At 66.0% G+C, this 16,408-nt stretch carries 11 protein-coding genes; 9 read left to right on the top strand and 2 right to left on the bottom strand.

The window, feature by feature from the left end; all coding sequences use genetic code 11:
* Positions 1-18: 18 nt before the first annotated feature.
* Positions 19-882: a bifunctional DNA-formamidopyrimidine glycosylase/DNA-(apurinic or apyrimidinic site) lyase gene (gene mutM, locus ACP69S_RS04235; RefSeq protein ID WP_425995176.1), complete on the top strand. Its 864-nt coding sequence runs from the start codon at positions 19-21 to the stop codon at positions 880-882.
* Positions 883-888: 6 nt separating this feature from the next.
* On the opposite strand, the gene ACP69S_RS04230 is transcribed toward mutM, so the two are convergent.
* The gene (locus ACP69S_RS04230) at positions 889-2,040 is read right to left on the bottom strand and encodes an extracellular catalytic domain type 1 short-chain-length polyhydroxyalkanoate depolymerase (protein ID WP_425995174.1); all 1,152 of its coding nucleotides are present in this window, start codon (positions 2,038-2,040) and stop codon (positions 889-891) included.
* Between the two features lie 214 nt (positions 2,041-2,254).
* Between ACP69S_RS04230 and ACP69S_RS04225 the strand changes: the two genes are divergently transcribed.
* From ACP69S_RS04225 to dnaA, 3 genes are all read left to right on the top strand, one after another.
* A complete protein-coding gene (locus ACP69S_RS04225; RefSeq protein WP_425995172.1) occupies positions 2,255-3,043 on the top strand; it encodes an enoyl-CoA hydratase-related protein in 789 nt (262 codons plus the stop codon).
* A 126-nt stretch (positions 3,044-3,169) separates the two neighbouring features.
* Positions 3,170-3,445 carry a 30S ribosomal protein S20 gene (gene rpsT, locus ACP69S_RS04220; RefSeq protein WP_425995170.1) on the top strand — a complete coding sequence of 92 codons (276 nt, stop codon included), beginning with the start codon at positions 3,170-3,172 and terminating at the stop codon, positions 3,443-3,445.
* A gap of 399 nt (positions 3,446-3,844) precedes the next feature.
* Positions 3,845-5,311 (top strand): chromosomal replication initiator protein DnaA, encoded by a 1,467-nt coding sequence (dnaA, locus tag ACP69S_RS04215; RefSeq protein ID WP_425995168.1) that lies wholly within the window; start codon positions 3,845-3,847, stop codon positions 5,309-5,311.
* Positions 5,312-5,600: 289 nt separating this feature from the next.
* On the opposite strand, the gene ACP69S_RS04210 is transcribed toward dnaA, so the two are convergent.
* The gene (locus tag ACP69S_RS04210) at positions 5,601-6,233 is read right to left on the bottom strand and encodes an alpha-ketoglutarate-dependent dioxygenase AlkB (RefSeq protein ID WP_425995166.1); all 633 of its coding nucleotides are present in this window, start codon (positions 6,231-6,233) and stop codon (positions 5,601-5,603) included.
* A 93-nt stretch (positions 6,234-6,326) separates the two neighbouring features.
* On the opposite strand from ACP69S_RS04210, the gene ACP69S_RS04205 reads away from it, so the two are divergent.
* The 5 genes from ACP69S_RS04205 to mutS all read left to right on the top strand — a co-directional run bounded on the left by ACP69S_RS04205 (position 6,327) and on the right by mutS (position 16,350).
* On the top strand, positions 6,327-8,978 hold the full coding sequence (locus ACP69S_RS04205; protein ID WP_425995164.1) for a M1 family metallopeptidase: 2,652 nt from the start codon (positions 6,327-6,329) through the stop codon (positions 8,976-8,978).
* A gap of 335 nt (positions 8,979-9,313) precedes the next feature.
* Positions 9,314-11,209, top strand: a complete 1,896-nt coding sequence (dnaK, locus tag ACP69S_RS04200; RefSeq protein WP_425995162.1) for a molecular chaperone DnaK — start codon at positions 9,314-9,316, stop codon at positions 11,207-11,209.
* Positions 11,210-11,370: 161 nt separating this feature from the next.
* Positions 11,371-12,522 carry a molecular chaperone DnaJ gene (dnaJ, locus tag ACP69S_RS04195; RefSeq protein WP_425995160.1) on the top strand — a complete coding sequence of 384 codons (1,152 nt, stop codon included), beginning with the start codon at positions 11,371-11,373 and terminating at the stop codon, positions 12,520-12,522.
* 73 nt (positions 12,523-12,595) lie between these two features.
* Positions 12,596-13,522: a DNA damage-inducible protein D gene (gene dinD, locus ACP69S_RS04190; protein WP_425995158.1), complete on the top strand. Its 927-nt coding sequence runs from the start codon at positions 12,596-12,598 to the stop codon at positions 13,520-13,522.
* 128 nt (positions 13,523-13,650) lie between these two features.
* Positions 13,651-16,350 (top strand): DNA mismatch repair protein MutS, encoded by a 2,700-nt coding sequence (gene mutS, locus ACP69S_RS04185; RefSeq protein WP_425995156.1) that lies wholly within the window; start codon positions 13,651-13,653, stop codon positions 16,348-16,350.
* Positions 16,351-16,408 lie beyond the last annotated feature (58 nt).

The following is a 16,408-nucleotide window of genomic DNA, read 5'->3' as shown; positions in this document are numbered from 1 at the left end:
ATCACCTTGAGGTCCGTCTTGCCTGAATTGCCCGAAGTCGAGACCGTCCGGCGCGGCCTGGAGCCCGTTCTAAGCGGCGCGCGCCTGAGCCGCGTGCGCGCCAACCGACCCGACCTGCGCTTTCCGTTGCCCGAGGGTTTCGTCCAGAGGCTGACCGGCGCGAAGATCCTGCGGCTGGACCGCCGGGCCAAATATCTGCTGGCCCCGTTGGATCGCGGCGACACCCTGGTGATGCACCTGGGCATGACCGGGCGTTTTGAGATTGCGTCGCCGGTGGGCTCGATACGCCCCGGCGACTTCGCCCGCGAGGTCAAACCGGACGACAAGCACGCCCACGTCGTCTTCGAGACCGAAGCGGCCGCGGTGGTCACCTATCACGATCCCCGGCGGTTCGGGTTCATGGACCTGATCGCCACCGACCGGGTCGACTGCCATCCCTGGTTCGCGACCATGGGTCCCGAGCCCCTGGGCGACGGCTTCGACGCCAGAACGCTGGTGAAAGCCTTCGCCGGCCGCAAACAGGGTCCCAAGACCCTGCTACTGGACCAGAAGACCGTCGCGGGTCTGGGCAATATCTATGTGTGCGAGGCACTGCACCGGGCGGGGATTTCGCCATTCAAGCCCTCGGGCATGATCGCCGGCAAGCGGCTGGAGCCTCTGACCCGGATCATCAAGGAGGTCCTGGCCGAGGCCGTCGAGGTCGGCGGTTCCACCCTCAAGGACTTCGCCGCCGCCGACGGCGCTCTGGGCTATTTTCAGCACCGCTTCCGGGTCTATGACCGCGAGGGCGAGCCGTGTCCGACCAAGGCCTGCAAGGGCGTCATCGCTCGCGAGGTCCAGGCGGGACGGTCGACGTTCTTCTGCCCGGTGTGCCAGGTTTAGGATCCCTCACCGCATCAGGCCGGCCGCGCGCAGGGCCTTTTCGATGACGTCCCGTACGCCGGGCGATACGTGGCTGGAAACCGCGTTCAGAACCTGAGCCGCGACGCCCGTCGGATTCTCATCGGTGGGAGGCCTAGACTTTGCCTCGCCGCTCTTTGGCGCGACGAGAGCGGTCGGCGTCGTGACCTTGGCCGGCGCGCTCTCCGCGCCCAGCCCCCAGAAGCCGGCGATCTCCAGTGTCGAGGACAGGCCCGCTTCAAGCATATAGGGCGCGGGCTGGCCCACATCGCCTTCGCCCTTGGTGGCGAGCGGCGTCCCGTGGCCAAGGCCGTGGACGATGTTCAGCTCGATGATCGAGCTGTTGGCGTCGTCTCTCCAGACTGAACGCGTTCTGGCGCCCAGCCGGACGACCTCGCTCGGGGCCTCTGACAGGCCAGTGGCGGACGTCCACTGCCGGGTCAGGTCCTGCGCGTTGGCGGCGTTGACCGTATAGTCCGCGTCGCCATGCCAGATCGCCAGCCGCAGGGCCGTTGCATCGCCGCGCTGAACCAGATCTCCCAGAGCTTCGGCGCCGCGACCATCGCCGCGTCCCATCACCCTGAGGGCGTCGGGCACCCCGCGCGCCACGCCATGCGCAAGGCCGGCGATGACAGCTCCGCCTGCGAACAGGTCTGGATAGGTCGCCAGCATGGCCGCCGTCATCGCGCCGCCGGCCGAGAGACCGGTGATGAAGACGCGGCGCGGATCGCAATCGTGAGCCTGAATGGCCGCGGCGACCATGGCCGCGATCGAGGCGGCTTCGCCCCTTCCGCGAGCGGTGTCGCCCGGCTCGAACCAGTTGAAGCACCGGTTGGGATTGTTGGTCGCGACCTGTTCAGGGGCCAGGACGGCGAAGCCCAGGCGGTCGGCCAGGGCGATCCAGCCACCGTTGACGGCATAGCTCTCGGCGGTCTGGGCGCATCCGTGCAGCACCACGACCAGCGGAGCCCCCGACGCTAGGCCTTTGGGCGCATGGGACAGCATTTTCAGCGCGCCCAGGTTTTCCCCGAACCCAACGGTCTCGACGAGTGTTCGATTGCCCGCCGTCATCAAGGGTGACGGTCCCGAGGCTTTGCGCAGGCGCGCCAGCATCGCGGTGGTTTCGGCCAGGCCAGGCATGTCCATACTCGCTACGGCCGCTACCCGGCCCGACGCGATAATGCTGCACTGCAGCATAGAGCTGCATCACGTTTGATTGCATCGTCGCGAAAGCCGGCCCGGTTCGCGATCAAACGGATGCTCGCGAAAGGGTTCTCTCAAACCACACCGCTCAGGGCTCCCCTTCGCCGCAGCGCGTTCTATAAAGCGAGCCGTTATTAAGGAGAGACCGCCGATGGCCTATCAGACCCTGATCGTCGAGACCGCCCCGGAAGGCGCCGCCGGCGTCGTCCTGATCCGGCTGAACCGCCCCGAGGCGCTGAACGCCCTGAACGCACTGCTGCTGGGCGAGCTGGCCCAGGTGCTGGAAAGCGCCCAGGTCGACGACGGCGTGGGCTGCATTGTCCTGACCGGCTCGGCCAAGGCCTTCGCCGCCGGCGCCGACATCAAGGAGATGTCGGACAAATCCTACGCGGAAATGTTCAAGGCCGACTTCTTCACCGCCGGCGCGCGCGCCATCGAGCAGTGTCGCAAGCCGATTATCGCCGCCGTGTCCGGCTACGCCCTGGGCGGCGGCTGCGAGCTGGCGATGATGTGCGATTTCATCATCGCCGCCGACACCGCCAAGTTCGGCCAGCCCGAGATCAATCTGGGCGTCGCGCCAGGCATCGGCGGCACCCAGCGCCTGACCCGCTTTGTCGGCAAGTCCAAGGCCATGGACATGATCCTGACCGGCCGGATGATGGGGGCCGAGGAAGCCGAGCGCGCTGGCCTGGTATCGCGGATCTTCCCAGCCGACATGCTGCTGGCCGAGGTTCTGGCCATGGCCGCCAAGGTCGCCAGCCAGTCGCCCCTGGCGGTGGCCATGAACAAGGAACTGGTCCTGGCCGCCTATGAGACGACCCTGACCACGGGCGTCGCCCTGGAGCGGCGCCTGTTCCACTCGCTGTTCGCCTTCGAGGATCAGAAGGAGGGGATGGCGGCCTTCGTCGAGAAGCGCAAACCCGACTTCAAGGGGCGCTGACCGGAAGATACGGGATTCCGTCTCCGGGCCGTTGACCACGGCCAAGGGTTCCCGTATATCCGCGCGCTCAAGATTTTCCCTGCTTCGCGGCTGTCCCGCGCGGCTGTCCGTTTGAAGGTCCTACCTATGGCCAATAATCCCGGCGCCAAGAAAGCGATCCGCAAGATCGCCCGTCGCACCGAGGTGAACACCGCCCGCCGTTCGCGCGTGCGTACGTTCCTCCGCAAATTCGAAGACGCGCTGGCGGCCGGCGATGCCGCCGTCGCCAAGACCGCCTTTATCGAGGCTCAATCGGAGCTGATGCGCGCCGTTTCCAAGGGCGTGGTTCATCCGAACACGGGTTCTCGCAAGGTCTCGCGCCTTGCCGCCCGCCTGAAGAAGCTGGATAAGGCCGCCGCCTAGTCCAGATTCAGGACGAACGCCGTTCGTTCAGCAAATTCAAGTATTTACAGTAGCCGGTTGGAGCAATCCAACCGGCTTTTGCTTTGCGCTCAAACGCACGCTTTACTAAAATAACAGTGTCCGAAAAATAGCTGACTTAACTATTCCCTTGCCAGGCGAGGGGCTCTCGCGAGTCAACAGAAATATCCGATCCCGGACGCAAGTTTTCCGTTTGACCAGCAGGGGCGGCTGGCTAGTTTAGGCGTCTCAGCGCTCTTCCAGTCTTTGGAAAAAACGGCGGCGGCAGAACCATGCGTTCTGTTGACTAAGCCCCCGTGTGCGTTGAGAAAACCGGTCGTTTGCCATTGGGGGGCGTGCGGCAGGCTTACGGGCGCGTTTTATCTATGAGGCGGTGGACTAATGACAATCAAGGGTGGGATGGCGAGCCAGGATTTTTCGGCTGCGATTCCAGCGGTTGCCTGTGAGCCAGCCGGCGGCGTCTGGCACAAGGTCTGCGTGGCGCTGAAGCGGGAACTGGGCGATGCGTCCTTCGGGTCGTGGATCGCTCCGGCTCTGCTGCGTGAAGGTCCCTCTGGCGATGTGGTTCTGGTCACGCCGACCGGGATCGCCCGCGACTGGATCCGTCGCAGCGCCTGGCGCCGTATCGGCGAGCTGTGGACCGCCAACGATCCGATGGCGCGTCGCATCGACCTGAAGTCGCGTCTGGAATTCGAAGCCTCGGCCGGCGCCTATGTCGACGCCGCCAAGGCCGAGCCTATCGAGATCGTCCTGCCCGTCTCCACCGATGCCCCCAGCGTGGCGCCGGTGTCGACAGGCAAGCCTTCGCGGACCCAGGGTCTGCAGGAACGCTTCACCTTCGAGACCTTCGTCCCGGGTCCCGCCAATGAATTCGCCCACGCCGTGGCGCGCCGGGTGTCGAGCTGGGCCGATGGCCACTTCAACCCGGTTCTGTTCCACGGCCCCTATGGCTTTGGAAAGACCCACCTGCTCAACGCCCTGGCCTGGGAGGCCATGCGTCAGGCCCCGACCAAGCGTGTGGTCTATCTGACGGCCGAGCGCTTCCTGTCGACCTTCGTGCGCGCCGTGATGGATCGCCAGACGGCGGCCTTCAAGGAAGAGCTACGGGCTGCCGACCTGCTGATCATCGACGACGTGCACTTCATCGCCGGCAAGCAATCCACGCAGGAAGAGCTGTTCCACACCCTGACCGCGCTGGTCGAGGAGGGCCGCCGAGTCGTGTTCTCGTCGGATCGTCCGCCGTCGGCCATGACCGAGATGGACGCTCATCTGCGCTCGCACCTTTCGGCGGGCCTGGTCTGCGGCCTGGAGCCGGCCGACCGCTCGCTGCGCCTTGGCATTCTGGAGCGCAAGATCCAGACCCTATCGGGCGCGCAGGGCTTCGAGCCGACCATGCGTCCCGAGGTTCTGCAGTTCCTGGCCGACCGCTTCACCGACAGCGTCCGCGAGCTGGAAGGCGCGCTCAACACCCTGTCGGCCCGGGCCGGCGAGGGCCTGTCGCGTCTGACCCTCGATGAGGTCCACGCGATCCTGCGTCCGCACCTGCGGTCGGGCGAGAAGCGCATCACCATCGACGACATCCAGAAGGCCACCGCCGACCACTACGGCATGAAACAGGCCGATCTGCTGAGCGAGCGTCGCAACCGCGCCATCGCCCGTCCGCGCCAGGCAGCCATGTGGCTGGCCAAGCAGCTGACCACCCGTTCGCTGCCCGACATCGGCCGCCGCTTTGGCGGCCGCGACCACACCACCGTCCTGCACGCCGTGCGCCGCATCGAGGCCCTGCGCGTCGACGACAGCGCCCTGAACCACGACCTGGAGGTCCTGGCGCGCAAGCTGCGCGGCTAGGCCGGGGGCGGGACGGGTCACCGGTTTCTGCTGTGTCAGGTTCGAGGTTGAGGGGGGTCGTCCGATGGGGCGGCCCCCTTTTCTTTTGACGCCCGCGATGTGCGACCCCTTGTAGGCGTCGAGCGTTGTGAGGTGAAAATCCAAAATAGCTCCGTCATCCCGGGGCTTGTCCCCGGGACCCGTCTCTCCGCCGCAGGTGCGAGAGGGGAGAGATGCGGCGCATCTCGCCGTCGCTTCACATGAAAGCTGAACCATGGGTCCCGGGGACAAGCCCCGGGATGACCGGATTTTATCGGGAAGGTGGGTGTGCCGGCCGCGCCCGCCGCAGCGTCAGATTGATCCGCCCCCCATCCGTGACAAGGCCAGAGGAACCAGCGAGGATCCGGTCCACGCCGTGAAAGGCCAGTCGCGCCGGCCCCGACAGGCGGCAGACATCGCCCGAAGCCAGTTTCAGGCTGCGGGTCGGGTCTTTGCGCGAGGTCCCGCCGATCCGGAACACCGCCGTGTCGCCTAGCGAGATCGACAGCACCGGAAAGCGCGGATCGGCCTCGTCCCGATCCTGGTGCGGACCCATGCGGGCGTCGCCGCGATAGAGGTTGATCAGGCAAGCGTCGGGCGGCGTGTCCGGGTCGCCCAGCTCCGCCCAGAGATTCAGCAGCGCCCGGGGCATGGCCGGCCAGGGCTGAACCGTGCCCGGGTGGGCCTCGGCATAGCGATAGCCGCTCGCGTCGCTGGTCCAGCCCAGAGGTCCGAAACTGGTCATGCCGACGCTCATCGTCTTTCCATAGGCGGTGGCGTAGTTGGTGAAGGGCGCGGTTTCGGCGGCTTCGAACACGGCGGCGACCAACTCCGCCTGGGCTCCAGGCGAAAGGAAGCCTGGCCAGAGATCGAAACCCGGAACGACAGAGAGCGGATTGATCATTACGTATATTTAACGCGCCGGATGCGGACGAAAGGTGTTGGTTTGCGCCCTTGGCCGATCTGGTCGATGAAATTTTCCACCTCAGGGCCGTTCATGCGTCGTCTCTTGTCTTCCGCGGCCGTCGCCGTGCTTCTTCTCGCCGCCACTGGAGCCACGAGCAGCGCTTTCGCAGCGCCCGCCAGCAAGACCCCGGGCGCGACCGCCCAGACCGTCACTACCCAGTTGCCGCGCACGGTCGTCCCTTCGCACTATGACGTGAACTTCACGCCCGACATCGCCAACCTGACCTTCACCGGCTCGGTCCGGATCACGGTCGCGGTGCTTGAGCCCACGACGACCATCGTCCTGCAGGCCAACGAGCTGACCTTCTCCAAGGCCTCGGTCAAGGGCGCCGGCGCGGCGACCATCGCGACGGACGAAAAGGCCCAGACCGCCAGCTTCACCTTCGCAAAGCCCCTGACCAAGGGCCGCCATGTGTTGTCGATCGACTATGCGGGCAAGATCAACACCCGGGCCACCGGCCTGTTCGCCCTCGACTACGAGACCGGCGCCGGCAAGAAGCGCGCGATCTACACCCAGTTCGAAGCGCCTGACGCTCGCCGGTTCATCCCTTCGTGGGACGAGCCCTTCTATAAGGCCATCTTCAAGCTGACGGCCACCGTGCCCACCGGTCAGATGGCGATCAGCAACATGCCGGTCGAGAAGACGGTCGATCTCCCCGGCGGCAAGAGCCGGGTGACCTTCGCCGCGTCGCCCAAGATGTCGACCTACCTGCTGTTCTTCGGCCTGGGCGAGTTCGAGCGTGCGACGACCACCGCCGCCGGCGCCGAGATTGGCGTGATCACCAAGAAGGGCGACCTGGCCCAGGCGCAGTTCGCCCTGAAGTCGGCCGGCCCGATCCTGGAGTGGTACAACGACTATTTCGGCGTGAACTATCCGCTGCCGAAGCTGGATCACATCGCCGCCCCGGGCCAGAGCCAGTTCTTCGCCGCGATGGAGAACTGGGGCGCGATCTTCTATTTCGAATACGCCCTGCTGCTGGATCCGGCCCTGTCGACCCAGGAAGATCGCGAAGGCGTCTACACTACCGTCGCCCACGAGACCGCCCACCAGTGGTTCGGCAATCTGGTCACCATGGCCTGGTGGGACGACCTGTGGCTGAACGAGGGTTTCGCGACCTGGCTTGAGGGCCGCACGACCGAGAAGTTCTTCCCCGAGTGGAACAGCGCCCTGAACGCCATCGCCGGCCGTGAATACGCCATGGGCCTGGACGCCCTGGTCACCACCCACCCGGTGGTGCAGCCGATGAAGACCGTCGAGGAGGCCAGCGAGGCCTTTGACGGGATCACCTACCAGAAGGGCCAGGCCGTCATCGGCATGCTGGAGGCCTATGCCGGCGCCGACGCCTGGCGCGACGGCGTGCGCAGCTACATCAAGGCCAACACCTATGGCAGCACCGTCACCGACGACCTGTGGGGCGCCGTCGAGACTGCGGCAGGCAAGCCGATCAAGGCCATCGCCCGCGACTTCACCCTGCAGCCCGGCGTGCCGCTGATCACCGTCTCCGGCGGGGCCTGCGTCAATGGCGCCTCGCAGCTGACCCTCACCCAGGGCGAGTTCACCAAGGATCGTCCGGGCAAGACGCCGTTGCGCTGGGGCGTGCCGGTCGCCTCGCGCGCCGTCTCGGGCGGCGCGCCGGTCCAGGCCCTGGTCGAGAATGGCGAGGCGAGGGTGGCCGTGCCGGGCTGCGGCCCCGTGGTCGTCAATGCCGGCCAGGCCGGCTATTTCCGCACTCTCTACACGCCGGAACTGTTCAAGGGTCTGGCGGGCAGCTTCGGCAGCCTGCAGCCGATCGACCAGCTTGGCCTGCTCAGCGACGTCTACGCCCTGGGCCTGGCCGGCTTGCAGCCGGCTACCGACGCCCTGGACCTGTCCATCGCCACGCCGATTTCGGCCGATCCGAAGATCTGGAGCCGCGTCACGTCCATCTACGGCGCCATCGACGGCTACTATGACGGCATGCCGACCGAGCAGGCCAGGTTCCGCAAGGTGGCCCTGGCCAGGCTGTCGCCGCTGATGACCCGGGTCGGCTGGACCGCCAAGCCGGATGAAAGCGGTCCGGAAGCCACCCTGCGCGGCGACGTGATCGCTGTCCTGGGCCGCTTGGGTGATCCGGCTGTCGCAGCCGAGGCCAAGCGCCGCTACGCCGCCGACAAGACCGACCCCGCCGCCGTGCCCGGCCCGCTGCGCAAGACCATCCTGGGCATCGTTGCGGCCCAGGCCGACACCGCCGGCTGGGACGCCATGCGCGCCCAGGCCAAGGCCGAGACCAACGCCCTGTTGCGTACCGAGCTCTACACGTTGCTGGGCGCCGCCCGCGATCCGGCCCTGGCCAAGCGGGCGCTGGATCTGGCCATGACCGACGAGCCCGGCGCGACGACCTCGCCCAACATCATCAGCAAGGTCGCCGGCGTGCATCCCGACCTGGCCTTCGACTTCGCCGTGGTCAACAAGGCGGCGGTGGAGGCCAAGGTCGACGCTTCGGGCCGTACCGGCTACCTGGCCTCGCTGGGTGCTCGCTCGTCGGATCGGGCCATGCTCGCCAAGCTTGACGCCTTGACCGCATCGGATCCGACCTTGGCGCGGGAAGTCGAGAAGGCCAAGGCGGCGGTGTCCTACCGCCTTTCGGTGCGCGAGGGCCAGTTGCCGCAGATCACCACCTGGGTGAAAAAGACCGGCGGCTGAACGCCACAGCGTCTCTGACCTGACGATGGCTGCGTCCGCTCAAGACCTTGGGCGCGCAGCCATTTTCCATTGCACAGCTTGCAGATTCCCCTTCGTAAGATGAGGGAATGGGCTTGCGGGGCGGTATGCATCCCCCATATCGGCTTCCAAGCGGGGTTGACGGGCTCGTCAACTTCGAGGAACGCACCTCTGCCCGCTCGACTTTCGTCGAGATGGGGAGGATTGGATCAACCGTTAGAGAGTTCGACCAGACGGGGACGGAGCGAGAAAAACCGGGGCGCTTGCGTCTAAGGCCCTTGTCACCGCCGTCCGCCAGCAGGAGCGACAGGTTTAATATGAGCAAGATTATCGGTATCGACCTTGGCACCACGAATTCGTGCGTGGCCATCATGGACGGCAAGACCCCCAAGGTGATCGAGAACGCCGAAGGCGCTCGCACCACCCCGTCGGTGGTCGCTTTCCTCGAGGACGGCGAGCGCCTGGTTGGCCAGCCCGCCAAGCGTCAGGCCGTCACCAACCCGACCAACACGCTGTTCGCGATCAAGCGCCTGATCGGCCGCAACTTCGCCGACCCCGTCGTGGCCAAGGACAAGGCCATGGTCCCCTATGACATCGTCAAGGGTCCGACCGGCGACGCCTGGGTCAAGGCCCAGGGCAAGGACTACAGCCCGCAGGAAGTTTCCGCCTTCATCCTGCAGAAGATGAAGGAAGCCGCCGAGAGCCACCTGGGCGAACCGGTCACCCGGGCCGTGATCACCGTCCCGGCCTATTTCAACGACGCCCAGCGTCAGGCGACCAAGGACGCCGGCAAGATCGCCGGCCTGGAAGTCCTGCGCATCATCAACGAGCCGACCGCGGCCGCCCTAGCCTACGGCCTGGACATGAACGAAGGCAAGAAGATCGCCGTCTACGACCTTGGCGGCGGCACCTTCGACGTTTCGGTCCTGGAAATCGGCGACGGCGTCTTCGAGGTGAAGTCGACCAACGGCGACACCTTCCTGGGCGGCGAGGACTTCGACCTGAGGATCGTCGATTACCTGGCCGACGAGTTCAAGAAGGAGCAGGGCGTCGACCTGCGCAAGGACAAGCTGGCCCTGCAGCGCCTTCGCGAGGAGGCCGAAAAGGCCAAGAAGGAACTGTCGAGCACCGCTCAGTACGAAGTGAACCTGCCCTTCATCTCGATGAACGCTTCGGGTCCGCTGCACCTGAACATCAAGCTGTCGCGCTCCAAGCTGGAAGCCCTGGTCGAAGACCTGATCACGCGCACCATCGGTCCGTGCGAACAGGCCCTGAAGGACGCCGGTCTCAAGAAGAGCGACATCGACGAAGTGATCCTGGTCGGGGGCATGAGCCGCATGCCCAAGGTCCAGCAGGCGGTGCAGGACTTCTTTGGCCGCGAGCCGCACAAGGGCGTCAATCCTGACGAAGTCGTGGCCCTGGGCGCCGCCGTTCAGGCCGGCGTTCTGCAAGGCGACGTCAAGGACGTGCTGCTGCTGGACGTGACCCCTCTGACCCTGGGCATCGAGACCCTGGGCGGCGTGTTCACCCCGCTGATCGAGCGCAACACCACCATCCCGACCAAGCGCTCGCAGACCTTTTCGACCGCCGACGACAACCAGTCGGCCGTGACGATCCGCGCCTTCCAGGGCGAGCGTCCCATGGCTGTCGACAACAAGTTCCTCGGTCAGTTCGACCTGCAGGGCATTCCGCCGGCCCCGCGCGGCATCCCGCAGATCGAGGTCACCTTCGACATCGACGCCAACGGCATCGTCAATGTCCACGCCAAGGACAAGGCCACCAACAAGGAGCACTCGATCCGCATCCAGGCCAATGGCGGCCTGAGCGATGCTGACATCGAGCGCATGGTCAAGGAAGCCGAGGCCAACAAGGCCGGCGACGAGAAGAAGAAGGCGCTGGTCGAGGCCAAGAACCAGGGCGAGGCCACCGTGCACGCCACGGAAAAGGCCATGGCCGAGCACGGCGACAAGGTCTCGGGCGACGACAAGACCGCCATCGAGACCGGCCTGACCGACCTGAAGACCGCTCTTGAAGGCGAAGACGTCGATCTGATCAAGGCCAAGACCGACGCCCTGCGTCAGGCCTCGATGAAGCTGGGCGAGGCCATGTACGCCGCCCAGTCGGACTCGACGGATGACGAGAGCCCCGCCGCGGACGATGGCGTCGTCGACGCCGAGTTCGAGGAAGTCGACGAAAACAAGCCGGCGAACTAGTTCGCCATGCGCGCGCCGCGGAACGTCTTCACCATGATCGTTCCGCGGCCGCGATCGCTTGATCCGCGCACTCGTGACGCCTTGCGTCGCGCGGCGGAAAACACCACCTCTCTTCCTATCAACGCCTCTCCCGTGGGCCTTTTGGGCGCCAGACGCTGACGATGCGCGACTATTACGAAATCCTGGGCGTGACCCGGACCGCCGACGACGCGGGCCTGAAGGCCGCGTTCCGCAAGCTGGCGATGGAACACCACCCCGACCGCAATGGCGGCTGCGAGGATGCGTCCGGCCGGTTCAAGGAAATCAACGAGGCCTACAGCGTCCTCTCCGATCCCCAGAAGCGCGCGGCCTATGACCGGTTCGGCCATGCCGGCGTCAATGGCGCGCAAGGCGGCGGCAATGGCGGCTTCGGCGGCGATCCCAGCGATATCTTCAACGACGTCTTCGGCGACGTGTTCGGCGAAATGTTCGGCGGCGGTCGTCGCCAGTCGAACGGTCCCCAGCGCGGCCAGGACCTGCGCTACGATCTGGAGATCTCCCTGGAGCAGGCCTATGCCGGCGCCGAGGTCGAGATCAAGGTTCCCGCCGCCATCACCTGCGAGGTCTGCGACGGCTCGGGCGCCAAGGTGGGCACCAGTCCTACGGTCTGCGGCACCTGCGGCGGTCATGGCCGCGTGCGGGCTACTCAAGGCTTCTTCGCGGTCGAGCGCGGCTGCCCCCGCTGCGGCGGTTCGGGCCGGCTGGTGCTGGATCCCTGCCAGAACTGCAATGGCCATGGCCAGGTGCGCCGCGAGCGCATCCTGTCGGTGCGCATTCCCGCTGGCGTCGATGACGGCGCCCGCATCCGCCTGTCGGGCGAAGGCGACGCCGGAGCCCGCAGCGGCCCGCGCGGCGACCTCTACATTTTCCTGTCGGTGATCCCGCACGAGCTGTTCGAGCGCGACGGCCTGGACTTGCTCTGCACCGTGCCGGTGCCGATGACCGTGGCCGCCCTGGGCGGCGACATCGACGCCCCCTGCCTGATGGGCGGCGAAGCCTGCGACGGCAATTGCAAGATCGCCGTCAAGGTTCCCGAAGGCGCCCAGACCGGCAAGACCGTCCGCCTCAAGGGCCGGGGCATGCCCTCCCTGCGCAGCCGCCAGCGCGGCGACCTGGTGGTGGAGCTGTTCGTCGAAACCCCGACCCACCTCTCGGCCCGTCAGAAGGAGCTCCTCAAGGAGCTGGCCGATCTGTGCGGCGAGAAACAGAACCCCAAGTCAGCCAACTTCGTCGGCAAGGCCAAGCGGTTCTGGGATGAGGTCACGGGGAGCTAGGGGTCGCTAGGCGGCCTATGGTTGAATTCAGAATCGTTCTATCATTGTTCTGAATTTGATCTGGAGGTGCATTTTGGCTGACGAAAATTCCAAATCTGGAAAGCTCGCGGGCATCGCCTTTGAGAGCGCGCTCGGGCAGATGGGTGATGATCCCATAGAACGTCTCATATCGAGCTTTGAAGACGCCGCTCAGGTTGATGATGGCGGGGTCGAGTTCTGGGATGCTCGCGATCTCCAGGAGCTTCTTGGCTATGCCAAATGGGACAGCTTTCTTGACGTGGTCGAGAAGGCAAAGGAATCCTGCCGCTCCAGCGGACAATCCGTCACAGACCATTTTGCGGACGTGCGGAAAATGGTCCCTATCGGTTCTGGCGCGGAGCGCGAGATCGATGACATGCGCCTCACCAGATACGCTTGTTATCTAGTCGCCCAAAATGGGGACTCGCGGAAAAAGCCCATCGCGTTTGCGCAAACGTACTTCGCAATACAGACGCGAAAGCAAGAAATCAGAGAAGAGGAAGAGAGCGACTATATCCCGCTTTCTGAAGATCAAAAGCGATTGCTTCTTCGAGACGAGATCAAAGAACACAATAGAAATCTTGCTAGCGCGGCGAAAGGTGCCGGTGTTGTTCAGCCACTGGATTTCGCGATATTTCAAACATTTGGCTATAGGGGTCTGTATGGAGGCCTCGATCGCTTAGGCATTCAGCGTAAGAGGGGGCTTAGAGCCAAGCAAAACATTCTTGACCACATGGGCAGCACCGAATTGGCCGCAAACCTCTTCCGCGCAACCCAAACCGAAGAAAAACTTCGGCGCGACGGGACTAAGGGCAAGGATGCCGCAAATGCGGTTCACTTCGAGGTGGGTAAAAAGGTCCGCGACGCCATTCGAGATATCGGCGGGACCATGCCGGAAAACCTGCCGCCATCTGAGGATATCGTAAAGGTCGAACGCAGGCTCAAAAAGGCCCTTGGCGGGGGCACGAAGAGTATCAAATAGTGTAGAGAAGGCCGCGCAGTCCATCGACTTGATCGTCTAGAAATTTGCCTGAATTGCAAATTGCTCTCTAACGCCTTTGCGAGAATCGCTCTTAACGCGGACCGCGACGCTCTGTAGTTTCCCGGGCGATGAACGCCCCCGCCGCTCCCCCCATCCAGACCTACGACGCCACCGGCGCGACGCCGGTGATGCAGCAGTTCTTCGAGATGAAGGCGCGGCAGCCGGACGCCCTGATCTTCTTCCGGATGGGCGATTTCTACGAGTTGTTCTTCGACGACGCGATCCGGGCGGCGGCGGCCTTGGGCATCTCCCAGACCTTCCGGGGCACCCATGCGGGCGAGCCGATCCCGATGGCCGGTGTGCCGCAGCACGCGGCCGAGGCCTATCTCTCCAAGCTGATCCGCCTGGGCTTCAAGGTCGCCGTCTGCGAGCAGATGGAAGACCCGGCCGAGGCCAGGAAGCGCGGCTCCAAGTCGATCGTCCGCCGCGACATCGTGCGGGTGGTCACCCCCGGCACCCTGACCGAGGACGGCCTGCTGGACGCGCGGGGCGCCAACCGCCTGGCGGCCGTGGCCGTGCGCGCGGGGCAGGCCGCCGTGGCCTCGGTCGAGCTGTCGACCGGCGAGGTCGAGGTGTTCTCGGTCACCAAGGACGGGGTGGCCGCGATTCTGGCGGCCTTGGCCCCGTCCGAGACCCTGGTCGCCGACCGATTGCTGTCCGACGACCAGCTGTCCCAGACCCTGAAGATCTGCGGCGGGCTGGTTCAGCCCATGCCGTCGGCCCTGTCCGAACCCCAGGCGTCCGAGGCGCGGGTCAAGCGGCTCTATGGCGTTGACACCCTCGATGGCTTTGGCGGTCTGTCGCCGGCCGAGATCGGGGCTCTGGGCCTGATCGCCGCCCATCTGGAAATGACCCAGGCGGGACGCCTGCCGGCGCTGCGGGCGCCGCGTCGGGCGGCCGACGCCGACGTCATGGCCATCGACCCCGCCACACGGGGCAGTCTGGAGATCGACCGCACCCAGACCGGCGCGCGGGACGGATCCCTGCTGGCCGCCATCGACCGCACCATCACGTCCGGCGGCGCGCGCCTGCTGGCCTCGCGGCTGGCGCGCCCGCTGCTCGACCCCGCCGCCATCGACCAGCGCCTGGACGCCGTCGAATGGTTCGTCGAGCATCGCTCGCTGCGCCAGCGTCTGCGCGAGGGCCTGAAGGGTTCGGGCGACATGGCTCGCGCCCTGTCGCGTCTGGCGCTGGGCCGGGGCGGGCCGCGCGACCTGGGCTGCATCCGCGACACGCTGAAGGTGGGCGAGCAGTTGGCCGCCATGGTCGCCAGCTCCGGCGACGCCCTATCGTCGCCGCCGTTCGAGCTGGAGCACGCTTTCCGCGCCCTGACGCCCGACCTGCATGAGGGGCTCGGCGGTTTTCTGGCGGCGCTGGAGGCGGGGCTAGGCCCTGACCTGCCGGCCCTGGCCCGCGACGGCGGCTTCGTCGCCTCCGGGGTCCGTGAGGAACTGGACGAGGCCCGCGCCCTGCGCGACGACAGCCGCAAGGTGATCATCGCCCTGGAGGCCCAGCTGGTCATGGACAGCGGAGTACCGCTGAAGATCCGCCATAACGGGGTGCTGGGCTATTTCGTCGAGGCCACGGCCGGCAAGGCCGACCCGCTGTTCCAGCCGCCGCTGAACGCCACCTTCATCCACCGCCAAACGCTCGCCAACCAGGTGCGCTTCACCACTGTGGAGCTGGCCGATCTGGACGCCCGCATCGCCCAGGCCGGCGAGCGAGTGCTGGCCATGGAGATCGCCGCCTTCGAGACCTGGCGCGAGGTCGCCCGCCTGCTGGCCGACGCGATCCAGATCGCCGCCGAGGCCTTGGCCCGGCTCGATGTCGCCGCCGCGCTGGCGGAGTGGGCGCAGGACGGCGGGGCCACGCGCCCCATCGTCGACCGCTCTCTGACCTTTGACGCCCAGGCCGCCCGCCACCCGGTGGTCGAGGCCGCGGTGAAGCGGGCGGGCGATCCCTATACGCCCAACAATTGCTGTCTGGACGCCTCGGGCGAATTTGGCCCGCGCCTGTCCATCGTCACCGGCCCCAACATGGCCGGCAAGTCGACCTTCCTGCGCCAGAACGCCCTGCTGGCGATCCTGGCCCAGTCCGGCTGCTTCGTGCCCGCCGCCCATTTCCGGCTGGGCGTGGTGGACCGGCTGTTCAGCCGCGTCGGCGCGGGCGATGATCTGGCCCGGGGCCGCTCGACCTTCATGATGGAGATGGTCGAGACCGCCGCCATCCTCACCCAGGCCACGCCGCGCAGCCTGGTGATCCTGGACGAGATCGGCCGGGGCACGGCCACCTATGACGGCCTGGCCATAGCCTGGGCTTGCGCTGAGGCTCTGCACGACACCAACCGCTGCCGCGCCCTGTTCGCCACCCACTATCACGAGCTGGCGACGCTGGAGGAGCGGCTGGACCACGTCTCCAACCTGTCCCTGCGGGCCAAGGAGTGGAACGGCGATCTGGTGTTCCTGCACGAGGCTGCCGCCGGTCCAGCCGACCGTTCTTACGGGGTGCAGGTGGCCAAGCTGGCCGGCGTGCCGGCGCCCGTTGTGGCGCGCGCCCGCGAGGTGCTGGATCGCCTGGAGACCAAGGACGAGTCACCGGCCAAGCTCGACGATCTGCCGCTGTTCGCGATGAGTCAGGCCATGCAGGCGCCCGCGAAGGCGGCGCCCAGTGTCATCGATACGGCGTTGAAGGACCTGGATGTCGATGGAATGTCGCCGCGCGAGGCGCTCGAGGCGCTATATCGCCTTAAGGGTCTCCTCAGGACCTGAGATTCTATAGTGAACGCGTGATGGTCGCCAAAAACCGGCCTCCACTTTTGGCTATCAC

Origin of the sequence: Caulobacter sp. DWR1-3-2b1, assembly GCF_049895765.1 — a bacterium.
In the GTDB taxonomy this organism is placed as follows: Bacteria; Pseudomonadota; Alphaproteobacteria; order Caulobacterales; family Caulobacteraceae; genus Caulobacter.
Note: the sequence above shows the minus strand (reverse complement) of the source record. Positions and strands in the feature narration are given on the sequence as shown.

Bases quoted from the DNA above. Each gene is read 5' to 3' on its own strand.
- dnaJ (WP_425995160.1), top strand. From the start codon at position 11,371: ATGCGCGACTATTACGAAATCCTGGGCGTGACCCGGACCGCCGACGAC.
- dnaK (WP_425995162.1), top strand. From the start codon at position 9,314: ATGAGCAAGATTATCGGTATCGACCTTGGCACCACGAATTCGTGCGTG.
- ACP69S_RS04205 (WP_425995164.1), top strand. From the start codon at position 6,327: ATGCGTCGTCTCTTGTCTTCCGCGGCCGTCGCCGTGCTTCTTCTCGCC.
- mutS (WP_425995156.1), top strand. From the start codon at position 13,651: ATGAACGCCCCCGCCGCTCCCCCCATCCAGACCTACGACGCCACCGGC.
- ACP69S_RS04210 (WP_425995166.1), bottom strand. From the start codon at position 6,233: ATGATCAATCCGCTCTCTGTCGTTCCGGGTTTCGATCTCTGGCCAGGC.
- ACP69S_RS04230 (WP_425995174.1), bottom strand. From the start codon at position 2,040: ATGCCTGGCCTGGCCGAAACCACCGCGATGCTGGCGCGCCTGCGCAAA.
- dnaA (WP_425995168.1), top strand. From the start codon at position 3,845: ATGACAATCAAGGGTGGGATGGCGAGCCAGGATTTTTCGGCTGCGATT.
- ACP69S_RS04225 (WP_425995172.1), top strand. From the start codon at position 2,255: ATGGCCTATCAGACCCTGATCGTCGAGACCGCCCCGGAAGGCGCCGCC.
- rpsT (WP_425995170.1), top strand. From the start codon at position 3,170: ATGGCCAATAATCCCGGCGCCAAGAAAGCGATCCGCAAGATCGCCCGT.